14 protein-coding genes and 1 pseudogene are annotated in these 17,915 nt (G+C 63.5%); 14 read left to right on the top strand and 1 reads right to left on the bottom strand.

Features of this window, described 5'->3' with window-relative positions; all coding sequences use genetic code 11:
* The 8 genes and pseudogenes from ACGLHR_RS12535 to ACGLHR_RS12500 all read left to right on the top strand — a co-directional run.
* Positions 1 to 174, top strand: a pseudogene (locus ACGLHR_RS12535) (formyl-CoA transferase); the annotation flags it as partial.
* A gap of 127 nt (positions 175 to 301) precedes the next feature.
* Entirely contained in the window at positions 302 to 733 is a 432-nt protein-coding gene (locus ACGLHR_RS12530; protein WP_318238038.1) for a PAS domain-containing protein, read from the top strand.
* An 85-nt stretch (positions 734 to 818) separates the two neighbouring features.
* On the top strand, positions 819 to 2,099 hold the full coding sequence (gene oxlT, locus ACGLHR_RS12525) for an oxalate/formate MFS antiporter (protein WP_400094144.1): 1,281 nt from the start codon (positions 819 to 821) through the stop codon (positions 2,097 to 2,099).
* Between the two features lie 387 nt (positions 2,100 to 2,486).
* The gene (locus ACGLHR_RS12520; protein ID WP_400094143.1) at positions 2,487 to 3,590 is read left to right on the top strand and encodes an efflux RND transporter periplasmic adaptor subunit; all 1,104 of its coding nucleotides are present in this window, start codon (positions 2,487 to 2,489) and stop codon (positions 3,588 to 3,590) included.
* A 14-nt stretch (positions 3,591 to 3,604) separates the two neighbouring features.
* A complete protein-coding gene (locus ACGLHR_RS12515) occupies positions 3,605 to 6,751 on the top strand; it encodes an efflux RND transporter permease subunit (protein ID WP_400094142.1) in 3,147 nt (1,048 codons plus the stop codon).
* An 18-nt stretch (positions 6,752 to 6,769) separates the two neighbouring features.
* Positions 6,770 to 8,266: an efflux transporter outer membrane subunit gene (locus tag ACGLHR_RS12510; RefSeq protein WP_400094140.1), complete on the top strand. Its 1,497-nt coding sequence runs from the start codon at positions 6,770 to 6,772 to the stop codon at positions 8,264 to 8,266.
* A gap of 213 nt (positions 8,267 to 8,479) precedes the next feature.
* A complete protein-coding gene (locus ACGLHR_RS12505) occupies positions 8,480 to 9,160 on the top strand; it encodes a response regulator transcription factor (protein WP_318238041.1) in 681 nt (226 codons plus the stop codon).
* On the top strand, positions 9,153 to 10,514 hold the full coding sequence (locus tag ACGLHR_RS12500; protein WP_400094138.1) for a sensor histidine kinase: 1,362 nt from the start codon (positions 9,153 to 9,155) through the stop codon (positions 10,512 to 10,514). The genes ACGLHR_RS12505 and ACGLHR_RS12500 overlap by 8 nt, the downstream gene beginning before the upstream one ends.
* Positions 10,515 to 10,611: 97 nt before the next feature.
* Here ACGLHR_RS12500 and ACGLHR_RS12495 read toward each other — a convergent pair whose 3' ends face one another.
* On the bottom strand, positions 10,612 to 11,517 hold the full coding sequence (locus ACGLHR_RS12495) for a LysR family transcriptional regulator (protein WP_318238043.1): 906 nt from the start codon (positions 11,515 to 11,517) through the stop codon (positions 10,612 to 10,614).
* A gap of 224 nt (positions 11,518 to 11,741) precedes the next feature.
* On the opposite strand from ACGLHR_RS12495, the gene ACGLHR_RS12490 reads away from it, so the two are divergent.
* The 6 genes from ACGLHR_RS12490 to dmpH all read left to right on the top strand — a co-directional run bounded on the left by ACGLHR_RS12490 (position 11,742) and on the right by dmpH (position 17,871).
* Entirely contained in the window at positions 11,742 to 12,608 is an 867-nt protein-coding gene (locus ACGLHR_RS12490; protein ID WP_400094137.1) for a VOC family protein, read from the top strand.
* Positions 12,605 to 13,327 (top strand): class II aldolase/adducin family protein, encoded by a 723-nt coding sequence (locus ACGLHR_RS12485; RefSeq protein WP_400094135.1) that lies wholly within the window; start codon positions 12,605 to 12,607, stop codon positions 13,325 to 13,327. Before ACGLHR_RS12490 ends, ACGLHR_RS12485 begins: the two co-directional genes overlap by 4 nt.
* A gap of 66 nt (positions 13,328 to 13,393) precedes the next feature.
* Positions 13,394 to 14,755: an MFS transporter gene (locus ACGLHR_RS12480; protein ID WP_400094134.1), complete on the top strand. Its 1,362-nt coding sequence runs from the start codon at positions 13,394 to 13,396 to the stop codon at positions 14,753 to 14,755.
* A gap of 47 nt (positions 14,756 to 14,802) precedes the next feature.
* Entirely contained in the window at positions 14,803 to 16,257 is a 1,455-nt protein-coding gene (locus ACGLHR_RS12475; protein ID WP_400094132.1) for a 2-hydroxymuconic semialdehyde dehydrogenase, read from the top strand.
* 8 nt (positions 16,258 to 16,265) lie between these two features.
* Positions 16,266 to 17,048: a 2-oxopent-4-enoate hydratase gene (dmpE, locus tag ACGLHR_RS12470; protein ID WP_400094131.1), complete on the top strand. Its 783-nt coding sequence runs from the start codon at positions 16,266 to 16,268 to the stop codon at positions 17,046 to 17,048.
* Between the two features lie 34 nt (positions 17,049 to 17,082).
* A complete protein-coding gene (gene dmpH, locus ACGLHR_RS12465) occupies positions 17,083 to 17,871 on the top strand; it encodes a 2-oxo-3-hexenedioate decarboxylase (protein ID WP_400094129.1) in 789 nt (262 codons plus the stop codon).
* The last annotated feature ends 44 nt before the right edge of the window (positions 17,872 to 17,915 follow it).

Raw genomic sequence — 17,915 nt, 5'->3', positions numbered from 1 at the left:
CCCCACAAGGAGCGCGGCACCTATCTCACGGTAGGCAGCCCGATCAAATTCTCCGACCTGAAGCCAGAGATCACCGCCTCGCCGTTGCTGGGCGAGCATACCGAAGACGTGCTGGCCAGCCTCGGCTATAGCAAGGCGCAAATCGCGCGCTTGCGCGAGGCCCAGGCTGTCTGATGATGGCAAACATAGCGGCCGCGCATCCGTTGCTCCGGCTTTGCTGCTGACAGGTACGGCGTCCCGTTCGGGCGCTGTACCTGGTCGGAAAACTTGATCAGCATCTCTTTCAAATTCGGGTAGGTCTATGCAAACAGCCATCGATTTCAAGCAACTGGTCGCCGCAGTCGGCGATGCCATCGTCGTCTCGGACGCCAGCGGGACCATCACCTTATGGAATCCTGCCGCCGAGCGCATGTTTGGCTTCACGCAAAGCGAAGCGATCGGGCAGTCGCTGGACTTGATTATTCCGCAACGCTTGCGCGGGCGTCATTGGGACGGATATCACAAGACCATGGCAAGCGGGCAAACGCGCTACGGGAACGACGTGCTGCGGGTTCCGGCGGCGCATAAGGATGGGCGGGCCTTATCGATCGCCTTCACGGTAGCCCTGCTGCATTCCCCCCAACAAGCTGTGACCGGGATCGTGGCCGTGATCCGCGATGAAACCAGTCGCTTTAGCGAGGAGCGCAACTTGCGCAAACGCCTGGCGGAACTGGAGGCCTCCTCCAGCGCATGACCGGCGCGCATGCGCCAGCTGCGAACCAGCCGGCCCGCTATCCGTGCCGCAGAGCGCGAGCAACGTGCCACCCAGGAGACAAGACATGGAACACTGCGACCCAGGCCCTGTCGTGATTCACGGCGGCTTGCTGCACAACCGTTGGTTCCAGCTTTCCATCGGTGTGGTGTGCATGGGACTGGTGGCGAACCTGCAGTACGGTTGGACGCTGTTCGTCGCGCCCATTGATGCCAAACATCACTGGGGGGCATCTGCTATCCAGGTGGCCTTCTCCATCTTCATCGTGACCGAGACCTGGCTGGTGCCGCTGGAAGGCTGGCTGGTCGACAAGCTGGGCCCGCGCCCCGTGGTGGCGGGCGGCGCGCTTTGCGTCGGATTGGCCTGGGTGATCAACGCTTATGCCGCCAGCCTGCCCCAGTTGTACTTCGCGGCCGTGGTGGCCGGCATCGGTGCCGGGGGCGTCTACGGCACCTGCGTGGGCAATGCGCTCAAATGGTTTCCCGACAAGCGGGGCCTCGCCGCAGGCCTTACCGCGGCGGGCTTCGGTACGGGCTCGGCGCTGACGGTGATTCCGATTGCCAATATGATCCAGCGCGCTGGCTACGAGCAGGCCTTCCTCACCTTCGGCATCCTGCAGGGCGCGAGCATCTTGCTGATGGCGATGCTGCTGGTGAAGCCGCGCCCGCCCAGGGGAGCAGTCGCGGCCAAGGCTGTGCTGAGCAACCCGGTCGAGTTCACGCCCCGGCAAATGATGAAGACGCGGGTGTTCTGGACCATCTACGTGTCCTTCGTCGCGGTGGCGGCCGGCGGCATCATGGCGGCCGCGCAACTGGGGCCCATTGCCACGGACTACGGCTTCGCCTCGATGCCGGTGACCATGATGGGCTTCACGCTGCCCCTGCTGACCATGACGCTGTCGATCGACAATCTGTGCAATGGCTTCACGCGCCCGCTGTGCGGCTTCATTTCCGACCGCATCGGCCGCGAGAACACGATGCTCTTCATCTTCATTGGCGAGGGCCTTGCGCTGTTGGGCCTGATGCGGTTCGGCCACAATCCCTACGGGTTCATGGGTTTCGCGGCGCTGACCTTTCTCTTCTGGGGCGAGATCTTCTCGATCTTCCCGGCCCTGTGCGCGGACACCTTCGGCAGCAAGTTCGCGGCCGCCAATGCTGGCACGCTCTATACGGCCAAGGGCACCGCGGCGATCCTGGTGCCGCTGGCTTCGGTCATGGCGGCGCGGGGCGACTGGGGCGCGGTGTTCACAGCGGCGGCGCTGGTCACCATTGCAGCCGGCCTGGCTGCCAAGTTCGTGCTGGCGCCGATGCGAAGGCGTTTCATCACGGGGCATCCCAGGCCTGCCTGACCCGGCCCGAGCGCATGCCGGGATCGTGTTTGGCGGGAGGTCACCGCCAGACCTCCGCGCTCCACCAAACCGCTGTCCCGCGCGAGAGATGTCCGCTCGCGCCCACGCAAGACTACCCCGCTTCCTCCTTCTCACATTAAAAACAGTTAACAAACCGCCAATCCCTCCTTAACTCGCGATCAAGCAAAGTACCCCTGCCGCTCTTCACAACCTTGCGGGCTGCCCCTGGAGTACAACATGATCACGAGAGCTAACATTGCCGGCGTTCTTGCAAGCAGGACCCATCCGCGCTGTGCCTGTTTCGCTGCCACGCTGGCAGTCCTGGCGCTCGCGGGCTGCGGTCCCGCAAAGCACGCGAGTTCAACGCCACCACCTCCGGAAGTCACGGTGGTCACGGTCAAGCGGAGCAGCGTTCCGGTCGCCGTGGAACTCCCTGGCCGCACCTCCGCATACCTCATTGCCCAGGTCCGCGCCCGCGTTGACGGCATCGTGCAAAAGCGTAGCTTTCAGGAGGGCGCTGACGTCAAGGCGAACCAACCGCTGTACCAGATCGATCCGGCACCGTATCGCGCGGCATTGAGTAGCGCGGAGGCGACGCTGCAAAAAGCGCAGGCGAACCTCGCCATGACGACTGCACAGGCGGATCGTTACAAAGTCCTGATTGCAGGCAACGCCATCAGCAAACAGGCCTACGACAACGCGGTCGCTGCCCAGAGGCAGGCGGCCGCCGATGTGGCCGCCGGGAAGGCGGCAGTTGCGATCGCACAGCTCAACCTGGGCTACACCGACGTCGTATCGCCGATTGCCGGTCGCAGCGGCATTTCGCAGGTCACCCAGGGCGCCTATGTGCAGGGAAGCGCGGCAACGCTGCTGACCACCGTGCAGCAGATCGATCCGATCTATGTGGACCTTAACCAGGCGAGCGTCGAAGGGTTGCAGCTTCGCCGCGACGTGGCCAGTGGGCAAGTCAAGCTCAACGGGCTGGACCAGGCCAAGGTGACGCTCACCCTGGAGGACGGAACGCAGTACCCGCTCAAGGGCACGCTCCAGTTCAGCGGCATTACCGTCGATCCGGCCACCGGCTCGGTGACAGTCCGCGCGATCTTCCCGAATCCGAAAAATGTCCTGCTACCGGGCATGTTCGTGCGCGCCCGGCTCGAGCAGGGCGTGAATGATCACGCGCTGCTCGTCCCGGTCCCGGGCGTTGGCCACGACCCGCAGGGACAAGCCACCACCCTTGTCGTCGGTCCTGACAACAAGGTCGCGCAACGCACGATTCAGACGCAGAACACGCTGGGCGACAAGTGGGTCGTCACCGGCGGCCTGAACGAGGGCGAACGGATCATCGTGGCCGGTGGCCGCAACGTACAGCCCGGGATGCTGGTGCATGCGGTCGATGCGCCAAGCCAAGGCACGCAGGCCACGGCAAGCGCGGACGCGGGCGGCATTCCCGCGACACCGAAAGTGCCTGCGCTGGCGCAGGCAAAATAAAGGCGGGCTTCGCAATGGCAAAATTCTTCATCGACCGGCCGATCTTCGCGATCGTCCTCTCCATCCTCATCATGCTGGCGGGAGGATTGGCCCTTCAATCGCTGCCGATCGAGCAGTTTCCGCCGGTTGCGCCGCCATCGGTCCAGATCGCCACCACATACCCGGGTGCTTCGGCGACGACGGTGCAGAACACCGTGGTCCAGGTGATCGAGCAGCAAATGAGCGGGATCGATAACCTGCTTTACATGTCATCGACCAGCGACGATACCGGCCAGTCCACCACGACGCTCACGTTCGCCAGCGGGACCGACCCTAACATCGCGCAGGTGCAGGTGCAGAACAAGCTGCAACTGGCCGTGCCGTTGCTGCCGGCTCAGGTTCAGCAGTCGGGTGTCCGCGTTACCAAGTCCACAAACGCGTTCCTGATGGTGATCGGCTTTGTGTCGGCCGACAACAGCATGAACAAGTTCGATATCGCCAACTATGTCGTCTCCAACGTTCAGGATCCGATCAGCCGAATCAACGGCGTCGGTAACATGAACGTCTTTGGCACGCAGTACGCGATGCGGATCTGGCTCGATCCGAACAAGCTCAATAGCTACGCGCTCACCCCGATCGACGTCAACGCGGCGCTGCAAAGCCAGAACGTGCAGATCTCCGCCGGCCAGCTCGGCGGCACACCGGCCGTGCAGAATCAGCAGCTGAGCGCAACGATCACGGAATCAACGCTGCTGCGCACGACCGAGGATTTCGGCAACGTCTTGCTCAAGGTGCTGCCGGGCGGTTCGCAGGTACGGTTGCGTGACGTCGCACGCATCAATCTGGGTGCGGAGAGTTTTAATGTCGACAACAAGTACAGCGGCCAGGCGGCCTCCGGCATTGGTATCCAGTTGGCACCCGGAGGGAACGCGCTGGTCACGGCCAGCGCGATTCGAGCACGCATCAAGGAGCTGGAGCCGTATTTCCCTCACGGGCTGAAGGTCGTCTACCCGAACGATGTCACGCCTTTCGTCAAGGTCTCCATCGATGACGTGGTCAAGACCCTGCTGGAAGGCATCGTCCTGGTTTTCCTGGTGATGTACCTGTTCCTGCAGAATTTCCGCGCCACGCTGATCCCCTCGATCACCGTGCCGGTGGTCTTGCTGGGAACGTTCGGCGTGATGTCGGCCCTTGGCTTCACGATCAATACGCTCTCGATGTTCGGCCTGGTGCTGGCAATCGGCCTGTTGGTGGACGATGCCATCGTGGTGGTCGAGAACGTCGAGCGCGTGATGCACGAGGAGGGACTGTCGCCGCTTCAGGCAACCCGCAAGGCGATGGGACAGATCAGCAGCGCGCTGATCGGCGTGGCGCTGGTGCTGTGCGCGGTGTTTGTGCCGGTCGCGTTCTCCAGCGGCACGGTCGGCGGGATCTACCGCCAGTTCTCGCTCACGATCGTTGCGTCGATGCTCCTGTCGGTGTTCGTCGCGCTCTCGCTCACGCCCGCTTTGTGCGCCTTGCTTCTGAAGCCGCCGCGCGAGGACCACGGCGAGAAAAAGGGATTCTTCGGGTGGTTCAACCGCACTTTCGACAAGGGGCGTGACAAGTACGTGCATGGTGTGCGTCACGTTGTCTTGCGGTCCGGGCGCTGGTTGCTGATCTACGCGGCGGTGGTGGGTGCCGTGGGCGTGATGTTTGTCCGGCTGCCGACGTCGTTCCTGCCGAATGAGGATCAAGGCTTCATGTTCGTCCAGGTCCAGACACCGCCGGGCGCCACGCAGGCGCGCACCGGTGCGGTACTCGATGAGGTCAGCAACTACCTGCTGAAAGACGAAGCGGCCATGGTCGACGCCACCTTCATGGTAAATGGCTTCAACAACGCCGGGCGCGGCCAGAGCCAGGGTCAGTTGTTCGTACGCTTCAAGGACTGGAGCCAACGGAGCAGTCCCGACCTGTCCGCCAAGGCACTCTCCGATCGCATCATCAAGCGTTACGCCTCGAACAAGGATGCCATCATCTTTCCCGTGAGCCCGCCGCCGATCCGTGGCTTGGGCGTTGCAGCCGGTTTTGACTTCGAGCTCGAGGATCGCGGCGGCCTCGGCCATGACGCGCTGGCCAAGGCCCGGGACCAGCTCCTTGCTCTGGCAAAGCAGGACCCGGATCTCGCCCAGGTGCTCTTTAACGGGCAACAAGACAATCCGACGTTCAAGATCAACATCGATCGCGAGAAAGCCGCCGCCCTCGGCGTCAACATAAGCGACGTCGATCAGACCTTGTCGACGGCCTGGGGCTCACGCTATGTCAACAACTTTCTCGATACCGATGGCCGCATCAAGAAGGTGTATGTGCAAGCCGACGCGCCTTTTCGCATGAACCCGGGCGACACGAATCTGCTCTATGTGCGCAACAGCGGCGGGACCATGGTGCCATTCTCCACTTTCTCCTCGTCCGGATGGACATACGGTCCGCCAATTCTCCAGCGCTACAACGGCGTGGAAGCCATGGAGATTCAGGGCCAGGCAGCCCCGGGCAAAAGCTCCGGGCAGGCAATGCTCGCCATGGAGCGTCTGGCGAAGCAACTGCCCCCGGGTATCGGCTTCGAGTGGACTGGCACCTCGTTGCAGCAGCAGCAGTCGAGCTCGCAGGCGCCGCTTCTGTACGGGTTGTCGATACTGGTGGTGTTCCTGAGCCTGGCCGCCTTGTATGAAAGCTGGTCGGTTCCCGTGTCTGTCATCCTGGTGGTGCCGTTTGGCATCCTGGGCGCGCTCGGTGCCACTTCATTGATGGGCTTGTCCAACGACGTGTACTTCCAGGTTGGCCTGCTCACCACGATCGGCCTGTCGGCAAAGAACGCGATCCTGGTCGTCGAATTTGCACGTGAGCGTCACGCCCAAGGCCTCACGGCGCTCCAGGCGGCCATAGAAGCGGCGCATATGCGGATGAGGCCGATCGTGATGACCTCCATGGCCTTCGTGCTGGGCGTGCTGCCGCTTGCGCTGGCACACGGTGCGGGATCGGCCAGCCAGAACGCGATCGGCACCGGCGTGATAGGCGGGATGTTGACCGCCACGTTTGTGGCGACGTTCATGATCCCGATGTTCTATGTCGTGATCAGCAACAAGCTTGGCAGAAAGAAGCAACCGTCCGAGTCGGCAGGGCCGTTGACAGCCGCAACCGACTGAGCACAGGAGGACATTGAAATGAAGCTATACAGATGCGCTGCCGGTGCCTTGATCGTGACCCTTGCAGCCGGCTGCTCGCTGCAGCCGGTGTACAACCGGCCGGCAGCGCCGGTGTCAACGACGTTTCCCGTGGGCGAGGCCTACAAGAATCCTGCAGTCGGGGCGGGCAGCACGACGCTGCCGGCCGCGGAGATTGGCTGGCGCAACTTCCTTCCCGATCCTCGCCTGCAGCGGCTGGTCGAACTGGCACTAACGAACAACCGGGACCTGCGCGTCGCAGTGCTGAACGTCAGGAAAGTCCAGGCGCAATACCGCATCCAGCGCGCGGCGCTGTATCCACAGCTGAACGCCAACGCGAGCGGCTCGTCCAGGAGCACGTCGAAGGGCGGTTCCTCGGGCAGTGCGAATGCCTCGCCCAACTATTCCGTGGGTCTATCGGCCTCGTGGGAGATTGACTTCTTCGGCCGCCTTCAGAGCCTGTCCGATGCTGCGCTCCAACAGTACCTGGCGAGTGCGCATGCGCGCCAGGCCGCGGAGATCCTGCTGGTGTCGCAGGTCGCCGACCAGTACCTCACCACGCTTGCGTTTGATGAGCAACTCGCGGTAACGCAAAACACCTTGAAGACGGCGCAGGCGGCATACACCATCGTGAAGCTGCAGTACGATACAGGCACCGCGTCGGAACTGGACCTGCGCCTGTCGCAGACCACCGTGGAACAGGCTCAGGCCAATTACGCCGCCCAGATCCGGCTGCGCGCGCAGGCCGAGAACGCGCTCGTATTGCTGGTCGGCCAGCCGTTGCCGCTCGACCTGCCGCCTCCCGCCAAGCTGGGCGCCGCGCCGATCCTGGCCGACATTCCTGCCGGGCTGCCTTCGGATCTGCTGCAACGCCGCCCGGATATCCTGGAGGCCGAAGCCGTGCTGCGCTCGGAAAACGCGAACATCGGCGCCGCGCGCGCGGCCTTCTTTCCGCGCATCTCGTTGACAGGCGCCTTTGGCACGGCCAGCTCGACCCTTGGCGGCTTGTTCGCGGCCGGCACCAGTGCGTGGGCCTTCGTGCCGTCACTGGTCATGCCGATTTTCACCGCGGGCGCGAACCAGGCCAACCTGGATGTGGCCAAGGTCGAGAAGGACATCGGCATCGCGCAATACGAGAAGGCCGTCCAGACCGCTTTCCGCGAGGTTTCCGACGGGCTGGCGGCGCGCGGAACCTACGACGACCAGCTGGCGGCGCAACAGCGCTACACCGATGCCCAGCAGCGCCGGCTGGAGTTGGCGAACATGCTCTACGCGAGCGGTACCGACAGCTACCTGAGCGTGCTCACCGCGCAGACCGACTTGTACAACGCGCAGCAGGCACTGGTTACGACCCGCCTGAACCGCCTGACCAGTCTTGTCGACCTGTACCGCTCGCTCGGTGGCGGTTGGATCCAGCGCACCGGCGACGAACCGCGGCCGGCTGATCCCGCGACGGCCAGCGCAACGGCGCGCTCAATGCCTCCCGCCGTTCTATGAATGGACCATCATGCAGCGGATGCGCAGCGCCGCGTGGTCCGCGATGTATGAAAGTGGTACCTTATCCCCACAACGGCCCAGCCACGATCTGCAGTCAGAGCATCGCGTGCTGGCAACGGAATGAAGCTGCGGCTAATATTTCACCAGACAGCCCTGGATACCAGATGCCCCGCTAGAGAGATCTCTCTCAATCAAAACCGAAGCCGATCTATCATGAAACTATTGATTGTCGAGGACAATGAGCGCGTCGCCCAATATCTGAAGAAGGGCTTGCGTGAAGCGGGACATACTGCGGATCATGCCGACAACGGGCGCGACGGCATGTTCCTCGCTGCGAGCGAGCCTTACGATGCGATCATCATGGATCGCATGCTGCCGGGCGGCATCGACGGCCTTGGGATCATCGAGGCGTTGCGCAGGACCGGAAACAAGGTACCGATCCTGATCCTCAGCGCCCTTTCCGATGTCGACGATCGCATTCGCGGCCTCAAGAGCGGCGGTGACGATTATCTCGTCAAGCCATTTGCATTCGGCGAGCTTCTGGCACGCCTCGACGCGCTCCTGCGGCGTTCGCAGGACGGTCGCGCAGAGACCACTCTGACGCTCGACGACCTGTCCATGGATCTGCTGTCCCATAAGGTTACGCGCGCCGGCAAGACCGTCGCGCTGCAACCGCGCGAATTCAAGCTGCTCGAGTACCTGATGCGCCATGCCAACCAGGTGGTGACGCGGACCATGCTGCTGGAGAACGTGTGGGACTATCACTTCGACCCACAGACCAATGTCGTGGACGTCCACGTCAGCAAACTGCGGCAGAAGCTCGATGCCGGCAGCGCTCGGCAATTGCTGCGGACCATTCGCAATGCCGGCTACATGCTAACGGCCGATGACTAAGCTTCTGCGCTTTTCCGCGCTAAACGTAGCGCTCGGCTATGTCGCGGTGAGCCTGGTTGTGCTCGCCCTGTTCGCCACACCGCTCTGGTATGCCTGGAGCAACACGATCGAGCAAAGTCGAACCGAGGTGCTTCAGGCCGAAGCGCAAAGCATGATGAACCTCTTTGCCAAGCAGGGCGCCGATGCGCTTGCCGCAGCAATCGAAACGCGAGTGGGCGGGCAACTCGAGGACGTGGAGAACACGATCATTCTGCTCGCCGATCCGACATGGTCGAGGCGTGCCGGCAACCTGCCTGCATGGCCGCGCGAGGTTCCCGAATCAACAGGGACGCACGTAGCGTCAATTGACGTTGGGGGCCGAGTGGTAAGAGCCGTGCTGTTGAACAATGCGCTTCCCGGCGGCTATCACCTTTTGCTGGGGCGAGACGTCAGCCGGTTTGAAAAGCTCGAATCATTGTTCCTGTATGGCCTGGCGGGCGCTGCCAGCATCGTCTTGCTGCTTGGCGTGGCAGGGGGGGCGCTGGTTCGTCGCACCATACTTTCCAAGGTACACGACATCAACCAGACGGCTTCCGCCATCATGCAAGGAAATCTCGCACACAGGTTGCCGGCTTATGGCGGTGAAAACGAGCTCAACACGCTCGTGGAGACGGAAAATCGCATGCTCGACCACATCGAGCACCTGGTCGAGGGCATCCGAAACGTGTCGAATGCGATCGCGCATGACCTGCGCACGCCTTTGGCGGAATTGCGTTACCGCCTGGAGGAGCTGTCGGTGACCCGGCCCCGTCCGGAGCAAACCTTCGCCGAGATCGATAGCGCAATCGCCGACGTGGACCGCGTTATTGGTATCTTCAACGCCCTGCTGCGCCTGGCGGAGATCGACTCCGGCATGCGCCGGTCCGGCTTCATTGAAGTCGATGCATCAACGGTGGCAGGCGAAGCCGCCGAATTCTACCAACCCGTCGCAGAACTGAAAGGGGTCGCGCTTTCTTTCGCGTCGCCCGGGCCGCTCGCGCTGGCCGGCGATCCACTGCTGCTTGCACAGGCGGTCGGGAACCTGATCGACAACGCGCTTAAGTATGCCCAGAAGAATGGAACGATCACGGTCGAGGCGTCGCGCCGCCCGGACGGGGCGGTGGTGATCGCCGTGTCGGACGACGGGCCTGGCATCCCCGACGAAGAGAAGCCCAAAGTCCTGGAGCGCTTCTACCGGGGCGACGCAAGTCGCAGTACGCCTGGCGTGGGATTGGGGCTCAGTCTCGTGGCCGCAGTCGCCAAGCAGCACGGAGGCGTGCTTGAGTTGACCGACAACCACCCTGGATTGAGGGCGACGCTAATCCTGTTTTCGTAGGGGTGCTGTCACCGCTCCCGAGATTCGTTGAAGTTTGAACCGCATACCCCATGTGGAATCTGGTGTTGGTTGTCACGTCCAGGACAGCCCCAATTGCTCAGTCGACATCGGTGGCGAAAACCTCTGTGACCACGGAGCGCAGCCATTTCGATTTGGGATCCTTGGCAAAGCGCCGGTGCCAGTACATTTTTAGATCGTAACGCGGAATTTCAACGGGAGGCGTTACGATACGCACCCTTTGGGAGTCGGCAAACACATTGGCGACCGTACGCGGCAGCACGACCACCAGGTCGGATTCGGCGATGATGGTGGGAATGCTCATATAGTGCGCGGTATGCAACACGATGCTGCGCTGGATGCCTCGCTTGGCGAGAGCCTCTTCAAACATCTCCTGGGTGCGGCTTCCATCCTTGACGAATGCATGTTCCGCAGCCTGGAACTGCGCCAAGGTCATGCGCGGTCCTTTGATCCGATGCCCCGTGCGCACCATGCAGACAAGGTCGTGCGAAAACAGGCGGCGCTGGAAGTATTCGGCCTTGCGTAGATCCGGGAAATAGCCCAGCGCCAGATCGACCTCGCCGGCCCGCAAGGCTTCTTCCAACTGGGCGGGAGCGAGGCTGACGCCACGAATGCGCGCCGATGGGGCCGTAGCGCGGATGTGTTGCACCAGCTTTGGCAGAAACACGATCTCTCCGATCGCGCTCAGGCAAAAGACGAATTCATCGTTGCACACCCGCGGATCAAAATCCGGCGCCCGCAGGATATCGTGATCGATGGCGTCCAGAACTTCCCTTGCCTTGCCCGCCAGGCTTTGTGCGCGGGGCGTAGGCGACATGCCATCAGCCTGCCGGATAAACAGGGCATCTCCCAATGACTCGCGCAACCGGGAGAGGGCGGCGCTGGCCGCCGGCTGGCTCATCTTCAAGCGCTTGGCCGCTGCCGTCACACTGCCGGTGTCGTAGATCGCTAGCAAGACCCGCAGCAAATTCAGATCGAGTCGCATTGATATTTGAAAAGCAAATAATCTGAATTATAACAATTTGCTTTGTCTATGCATTCGGCGCGGCTACATTTGCACAAAACCAGCCGACAGGACGATGCATCAGCGTCAACGCCTGCGGGGGCAGGAGACAAACGCAGCCAGGCCGGTTCACCCTGCGACCGGGGAAGCGCGTGCCCGATTACTCCTGCTTCGCGATCTGCCGGCGGCGATCAACAGGAGACCCAATGATCCATCTTTCCGATATTCGTTATGTGCGTCTTGGGACGCGCGACCTGCAGAGTTGCGAACAGTACGCTACGCAAGTGCTGGGCCTGGAAGTCGCGCATCGCGAGAATGGGGCCATCTACTTCCGCTCGGATAGCCGTGACCACACGCTGTGCTATTTCGAGGGCGATCCCCAAGACCACACTGCCGCCTTCGAGGTGGCGTCTTCCATCGAGCTTTCCGCGGCCGCCGATGTGCTCGATCGCAACGACATGCGTGTCGTCACCGGCTCGAAAGAGCAGTGCGAACTACGCCGCGTTGGCGCCTTCATCAACTTTCGTGATCCGTCAGGCAACAGCATCGACCTCGTTGTCGCCCCCGACCACAGCGGTCGCCGTTATTTTCCATCGCGCGATGCCGGCATCACCGGCTTTAGCCACATCGGCTTGCGCTCGACCAGTCCAGCGCGCGACGAAACCTTCTGGACGGGGCTCTGCAATGCCAAGGTAAGTGACTGGATCGGCGAGGCGCCGTTGCTGCGGATCGACGAGATCCACCACAAGATCGCGCTGTTCCCTTCCGCTTACGCCGGCGTCCAGCATATCAATCACCAGGTGGAGAGTATCGACGACCTGATGCGGTCTTACTACCTGTTGCGCGAACGGGGCGTGCGCATCCTGTTCGGGCCGGGGCGGCATCCCACGTCGGGCGCCATGTTCCTCTATTTCGAAGGCCCGGACGGCATGATCTACGAGTACTCGACCGGCGTCAGGACCATCTCGTTGGAAGACGAGAAGACCTACCGCCCTCGCCATTTCCCCAACGGTACTTCGTCATCCTTCTGCATGTGGGGTGCCAAGCCGGACATCGCCGAGTTTCGCTCATGAGCACGACCTCCACTCTCCCACACACTGGTGCCATCGATGCGCAACAACGCCTCCTGGGTGTGGCCGCGCGGGCGATCGGCCGGGCTCATCTCGCCCATGCCTATGGACATTGCAGTGTGCGCCTCAGCCCAAGCGCGTTTCTGGTTTGTGCGGCCAAGCCGATGGGGCTGATCGGGGCAAGCGACACCGGCACGGTGGTGAATGTCCACGAGGCGCTTCCTGAAGGCGTGCTGGGCGAAGTTCGCATTCATCAGGAGATCTACCGGCGGCATCCGCACATTGGCGGCGTCGTGCGTAGCATGCCGCCAGCCGTGATGGCGTTGTCGGCGGCACGCTTGACACCGCGTTGCCTGCACGGCATCGGCACCTACTTTTCGGCTGGGGTGCCGCTGTGGGACGACCCGCAGCTGGTCCGCACGCCTGAGCAGGCTGCAGCGGTAGCCGAAACCCTGGGCATGGCCAGCGCGGTGGTGATGCGGGGCAACGGCGCCGTGGTTGCCGGCGGCTCGCTGGAGGATGCGGTGGTACTGACTTGGTACCTGGAGGATGCGGCACGCCTGGATCTCGCGTTGCGCGGTGCCGGGTTGAGCGACCGTGCCGCTGTCATCCCGCAGGCGGACGCCGAATTGCGGGCCACCCGCGTTGGCCGGATCTTCGAACGGATGTGGGAATACCTGACGGCCGGCGATTCGGAAAGCATGGCGATGGTATCGGCCTAGCGTTCACCAGACGATTGGGTTTCCGACAAACAGATGAGGCAGCACGATCTGCCCATGGAGTGAGACATGAAGGAAGACAAGATAGTCGATATCGAATACATAGTGGACCAGAGCCGTTTGTCTCGATTCCAGATCGCGGTGCTGGCGTTGTGCGGGTTGATCGTCGCGATCGATGGATTCGACACGGCCGCGATCGGCTATATCGCTCCGGCGTTGCGGCAGGAATGGGGCCTGGCCGTTTCGGCCATGGCGCCGGCGTTCAGTGCTGGCCTGCTCGGCCTGCTGGTAGGCGCCTTGTTGATCGGGCCACTGGCGGACAGGATTGGCCGCAAGCGGGTGATGTTGCTCTGCGTTGCGATCTTCGGCCTTGGCACTGTGGTGTCAGCCGCATCGACCTCCCTGGAGATGCTGATTGCCCTGCGGTTCCTGACGGGGCTGGGATTGGGCGGCGCCATGCCGACGTCAATCGCGTTGACATCCGAATACGCGCCCAAGCGGCACCGGATGTTCCTCGTCACGCTCAGCTTTTGCGGCTTCACGGGGGGCTTTGCCCTTGGTGGCGAGCTTGCCGCGCAGCTTATCGTGGCCCATGGGTGGCGCAGTGTACTGGTGCTGGGCGGCGCCATGCCACTGCTGTTGCTGCCGTTCCTCGCGGTTGCCTTGCCAGAGTCGGTGCGCTATCTGGCGGGACGACCCGCGCACCAGGGGCAGTTGCATCGATTTGTGGAAAGAATCTGTGGCGACGCGCGCTGGCGCGATCACACTATCGTCGCCACCCATGATGTGGCCGTGGCGAAAGCGTCCGTGCGCCAGTTGCTGGCCGCCGGGCTGCTGCAGCGTACGGTGTTGCTCTGGGTGGCCTACTTCTGCTCGCTGTTCGTGTTCTATCTCCTTTCCAGCTGGCTGCCCACCATCATGCGCGAGGCCGGCCATCCCATCAGCGCTGCGGCGCGGATTGCGGCCATGGCGCCGCTGGGCGGCACCATTGGTGCCCTGGTACTGGCGCGGTTGATGGACCGGCTCAACCCATATTACGTACTAGCGGCATCGTATCTGGGTTCCAGCCTTGCCCTGGGTGCGATCGGATTGACGATTGACACGCCAGGCTGGTTGGCAGTCGCAGTGTTCTGCGCCGGTTTCGGCGTGGTCGGGGGGCAGACCGGCATGAACGCGCTGGCCGCAACGCTGTACCCGACGCAAATACGCGCTACCGGCGTCAGTTGGGCACTGGCCATGGGGCGCATCGGGTCCATCGTCGGTGCCATCAGTGGCGGCATGTTGATGACGCTGTTCGCCGATACACGGACGCTGTTCCAGCTCATCGCGTTCCCTCCCGTGCTCGGGGCGATTGCCCTCGCCTGCTTGTCCGCGGCACAGAGGCGACAGACCGCGGCAGCCTCTGTGCTGCTCGGGTCCGACGCGCCCTAGGCAGGACGGGACCATTCCTTTTCAAAATCAGTCATCGAGGCAATTGCATGAAACAATTCCGCAACTTCATCAACGGCGAATGGTTCGGCACCGGTCGGACTTTCGAGGACCGCAATCCGGTCGACAACAGCCTGATCGGGCACGTCCACGAAGCCGGGCAGGCCGAGGTCGATGCGGCGGTTGCCGCGGCCAGACAGGCACTGACGGGCCCGTGGGGCAAGATGACCGTGGCGCAACGCGTCGAGCTGCTGCATGCGGTGGCAGACGGCATCAACCGGCGCTTCGACGACTTCCTGCAAGCCGAGATCGCCGACACCGGCAAACCGCACTCGCTCGCCAGCCACATCGACATCCCGCGCGGCGCGGCCAACTTCAAGGTGTTCGCCGACCTGATCAAGAACGTGCCCACCGAGAGCTTCGCCATGGCCACGCCGGACGGCGGCGAGGCCATCAACTACGCGGTGCGCTCGCCGCGCGGCGTGATCGGCGTGGTGTGTCCGTGGAACCTGCCGCTGCTGCTGATGACCTGGAAGGTCGGCCCGGCGCTGGCCTGTGGCAACACGGTGGTGGTCAAGCCGTCCGAGGAAACGCCGGCTACCGCCACGCTGCTTGGCGAGGTAATGAACGAAGCCGGCGTGCCGCCGGGCGTCTATAACGTGGTCCACGGTTTCGGCCCGGAATCCGCCGGCGCCTTCCTGACCGCGCATCCGGATGTGAACGGCATCACCTTCACTGGCGAGACCCGTACCGGGGAGGCCATCATGAAGGCCGCCGCCAATGGCGTGCGCCCGGTCTCGTTCGAATTGGGTGGCAAGAATGCCGGCATCGTCTTCGCCGATGCGGATTTCGACAAGGCGGTGGCCGGCATCACCCGCTCGGCCTTCGAGAACAGCGGGCAGGTGTGCCTGGGCACCGAGCGCGTCTATGTGCAGCGGCCGATCTTCGAGCGCTTCGTCACGGCGCTCAAGGCAAAGGCCGAGGGCCTGCGCGTGGGCCGGCCGGGCGACGAGGGCGTGAGCATGGGCCCGCTGGTGTCGCTGGAGCATCGCGCCAAAGTGCTCTCCTACTACAAGAAGGCGGCAGAAGCTGGTGCCACCGTGGTCACCGGCGGCGGCGTGCCCGACATGCCCGGCGCGCTGGCTGGAGGCGCTTGGGTGCAGCCCACCATCTGGACCGGTCTGCCCGAAGATTCGGCTGTGATCCGCGAGGAGATCTTCGGCCCGTGCTGCCATATCGCGCCGTTCGATACCGAGGAAGAGGCGATCCGGCTTGCCAACGACACGCCTTACGGGCTGGCCGCCACCGTGTGGACCTCCGACCTCGGCACCGCCCACCGCATGGGTAGCGCGCTGGAGGTGGGCATCTGCTGGATCAACGCGTGGTTCCTGCGCGACCTGCGCACCGCCTTCGGCGGCGCCAAGCAATCCGGCATCGGCCGCGAGGGCGGGGTGCATTCGCTGGAGTTCTATACCGAACTGCGCAACGTCTGCGTAAAACTGTGAGGCAGGCTATGAAACCCGAACAGATCCTGGACCTCGGCGCAGGCCTCCATCGCGCGCTATCCGACCGCCAGGCCGTTGCGCCGCTCACCGAGCGCTATCCCGAGTTGTCCATCGACGACGCCTACCGCATCCAGCTGGCCATGGTGCAGCACCGCCTGGATGCGGGCGAGCGCGTGATCGGCAAGAAGATCGGCGTGACCAGCCGGGTGGTGATGGACATGCTCGATGTGCGGCAGCCGGATTTCGGGCACCTGCTGTCCGGCATGGTCTATGGCGACGGCGCTGCCATTGCCGCTGACACGTTGATCGCGCCGAAGGCCGAAGGGGAAATCGCCTTCGTGCTCAAGGAGGACCTGGAAGGCCCGGGCGTGACCAATGCCGATGTGCTGCGCGCCACCGCCTACGTGCTGCCGTGCTTCGAGATCGTCGACTCGCGCATCCGCGACTGGAAGATCCGGATCCAGGACACCGTGGCGGACAACGCATCGTCCGGCGTGTTCGTGCTGGGCGACGCGGCGGTGGACCCGCGCGGGCTGGACCTCGGCACGGTCGGCATGACCCTGGAGAAGAACGGCGAGATCGTCGCCACCGGCGCCGGCGCCGCCGCGCTTGGCCATCCGGCCAACGCCGTGGCATGGCTGGCCAACACGCTGGGCCGGCTCGGCATCGGGCTGAAGAAGGGCGAGGTGATCCTGTCCGGCTCGCTGGCCGCGATGGTGCCGGTCAAGGCCGGCGACCAGCTGCGCATCAGCCTGGGCGGCATCGGCTCGGCCGGCGTGCGCTTCGTTTGAACGGATTCCTTATGCCATCGGCCAGGACATTGCCATGAACCTCACCCAAGACACCATCCAGCAGCTCGCCGAGCACCTGGAGAACGCCGAGCGCAACCGCGAGCCGGTGCGCAAGATCACCGACAGCCATCCCGACATGGACTGGGACGACGCCTACGCCATCCAGGACGCGATCCGGGCGCGCAAGGAAGCGCGCGGCACCCGCATTGCCGGCCTCAAGATGGGGCTGACCTCGTTTGCCAAGATGCGCCAGATGGGGGTGACCGATCCGGTCTACGGTTTCCTGACCGACTACGGCGCCTGCATGGACGGCGGCGCCATCGACACCGCGTCGCTGATCCACCCCAAGGTGGAGGCCGAGATCGCCTTCGTGCTCAAGCATCCGCTCAAGGGGCCGGGCTGCCATATCGGCGACGTGCTGGCCGCCACCGACTTCGTGCTGCCGGCGGTGGAGGTGATCGACTCGCGCTACGAGAACTTCCGCTTCGACCTCAAGAGCGTGATCGCGGACAACACTTCGTCGGCCCGCTTCGTGGTGGGCGGCACGCATCGCAGCGCCGAGGGGATCGATCTGAAGAACCTCGGCGTGGTGATGGAAAAGAACGGCGAGGTGGTCGCCACCGCCGCCGGTGCGGCGGTGCTGGGCCATCCGGCCAGCAGCGTGGCCATGCTGGCCAACATGCTCGGGGCGCGCGGGCGCGAGTTGCCGGCCGGCACCTTCATCATGACCGGCGGCGTGACGGAGGCCATTGCGGTGGCGGCTGGCGACAACATTACCGTGCGCTACCAGCACCTGGGCACGGTGTCGATGCGGTTCGTCTGATGGCAGCACAGGTCAGAGGGAGCAAGACTGCGTGTTCCCAATGA

It is taken from the genome of Cupriavidus sp. CuC1 (assembly GCF_044627735.1).
Taxonomy (GTDB): domain Bacteria; phylum Pseudomonadota; class Gammaproteobacteria; order Burkholderiales; family Burkholderiaceae; genus Cupriavidus; species Cupriavidus ulmosensis.
Note: the sequence above shows the minus strand (reverse complement) of the source record. Positions and strands in the feature narration are given on the sequence as shown.

What these genes read in the sequence shown, in the direction of transcription:
- ACGLHR_RS12495 (WP_318238043.1), bottom strand. Translation starts at nt 11,517, where the DNA reads ATGCGACTCGATCTGAATTTGCTGCGGGTCTTGCTAGCGATCTACGAC.
- dmpH (WP_400094129.1), top strand. Translation starts at nt 17,083, where the DNA reads ATGAACCTCACCCAAGACACCATCCAGCAGCTCGCCGAGCACCTGGAG.
- oxlT (WP_400094144.1), top strand. Translation starts at nt 819, where the DNA reads ATGGAACACTGCGACCCAGGCCCTGTCGTGATTCACGGCGGCTTGCTG.
- ACGLHR_RS12475 (WP_400094132.1), top strand. Translation starts at nt 14,803, where the DNA reads ATGAAACAATTCCGCAACTTCATCAACGGCGAATGGTTCGGCACCGGT.
- dmpE (WP_400094131.1), top strand. Translation starts at nt 16,266, where the DNA reads ATGAAACCCGAACAGATCCTGGACCTCGGCGCAGGCCTCCATCGCGCG.
- ACGLHR_RS12505 (WP_318238041.1), top strand. Translation starts at nt 8,480, where the DNA reads ATGAAACTATTGATTGTCGAGGACAATGAGCGCGTCGCCCAATATCTG.
- ACGLHR_RS12480 (WP_400094134.1), top strand. Translation starts at nt 13,394, where the DNA reads ATGAAGGAAGACAAGATAGTCGATATCGAATACATAGTGGACCAGAGC.
- ACGLHR_RS12490 (WP_400094137.1), top strand. Translation starts at nt 11,742, where the DNA reads ATGATCCATCTTTCCGATATTCGTTATGTGCGTCTTGGGACGCGCGAC.
- ACGLHR_RS12500 (WP_400094138.1), top strand. Translation starts at nt 9,153, where the DNA reads ATGACTAAGCTTCTGCGCTTTTCCGCGCTAAACGTAGCGCTCGGCTAT.
- ACGLHR_RS12485 (WP_400094135.1), top strand. Translation starts at nt 12,605, where the DNA reads ATGAGCACGACCTCCACTCTCCCACACACTGGTGCCATCGATGCGCAA.
- ACGLHR_RS12530 (WP_318238038.1), top strand. Translation starts at nt 302, where the DNA reads ATGCAAACAGCCATCGATTTCAAGCAACTGGTCGCCGCAGTCGGCGAT.
- ACGLHR_RS12510 (WP_400094140.1), top strand. Translation starts at nt 6,770, where the DNA reads ATGAAGCTATACAGATGCGCTGCCGGTGCCTTGATCGTGACCCTTGCA.
- ACGLHR_RS12515 (WP_400094142.1), top strand. Translation starts at nt 3,605, where the DNA reads ATGGCAAAATTCTTCATCGACCGGCCGATCTTCGCGATCGTCCTCTCC.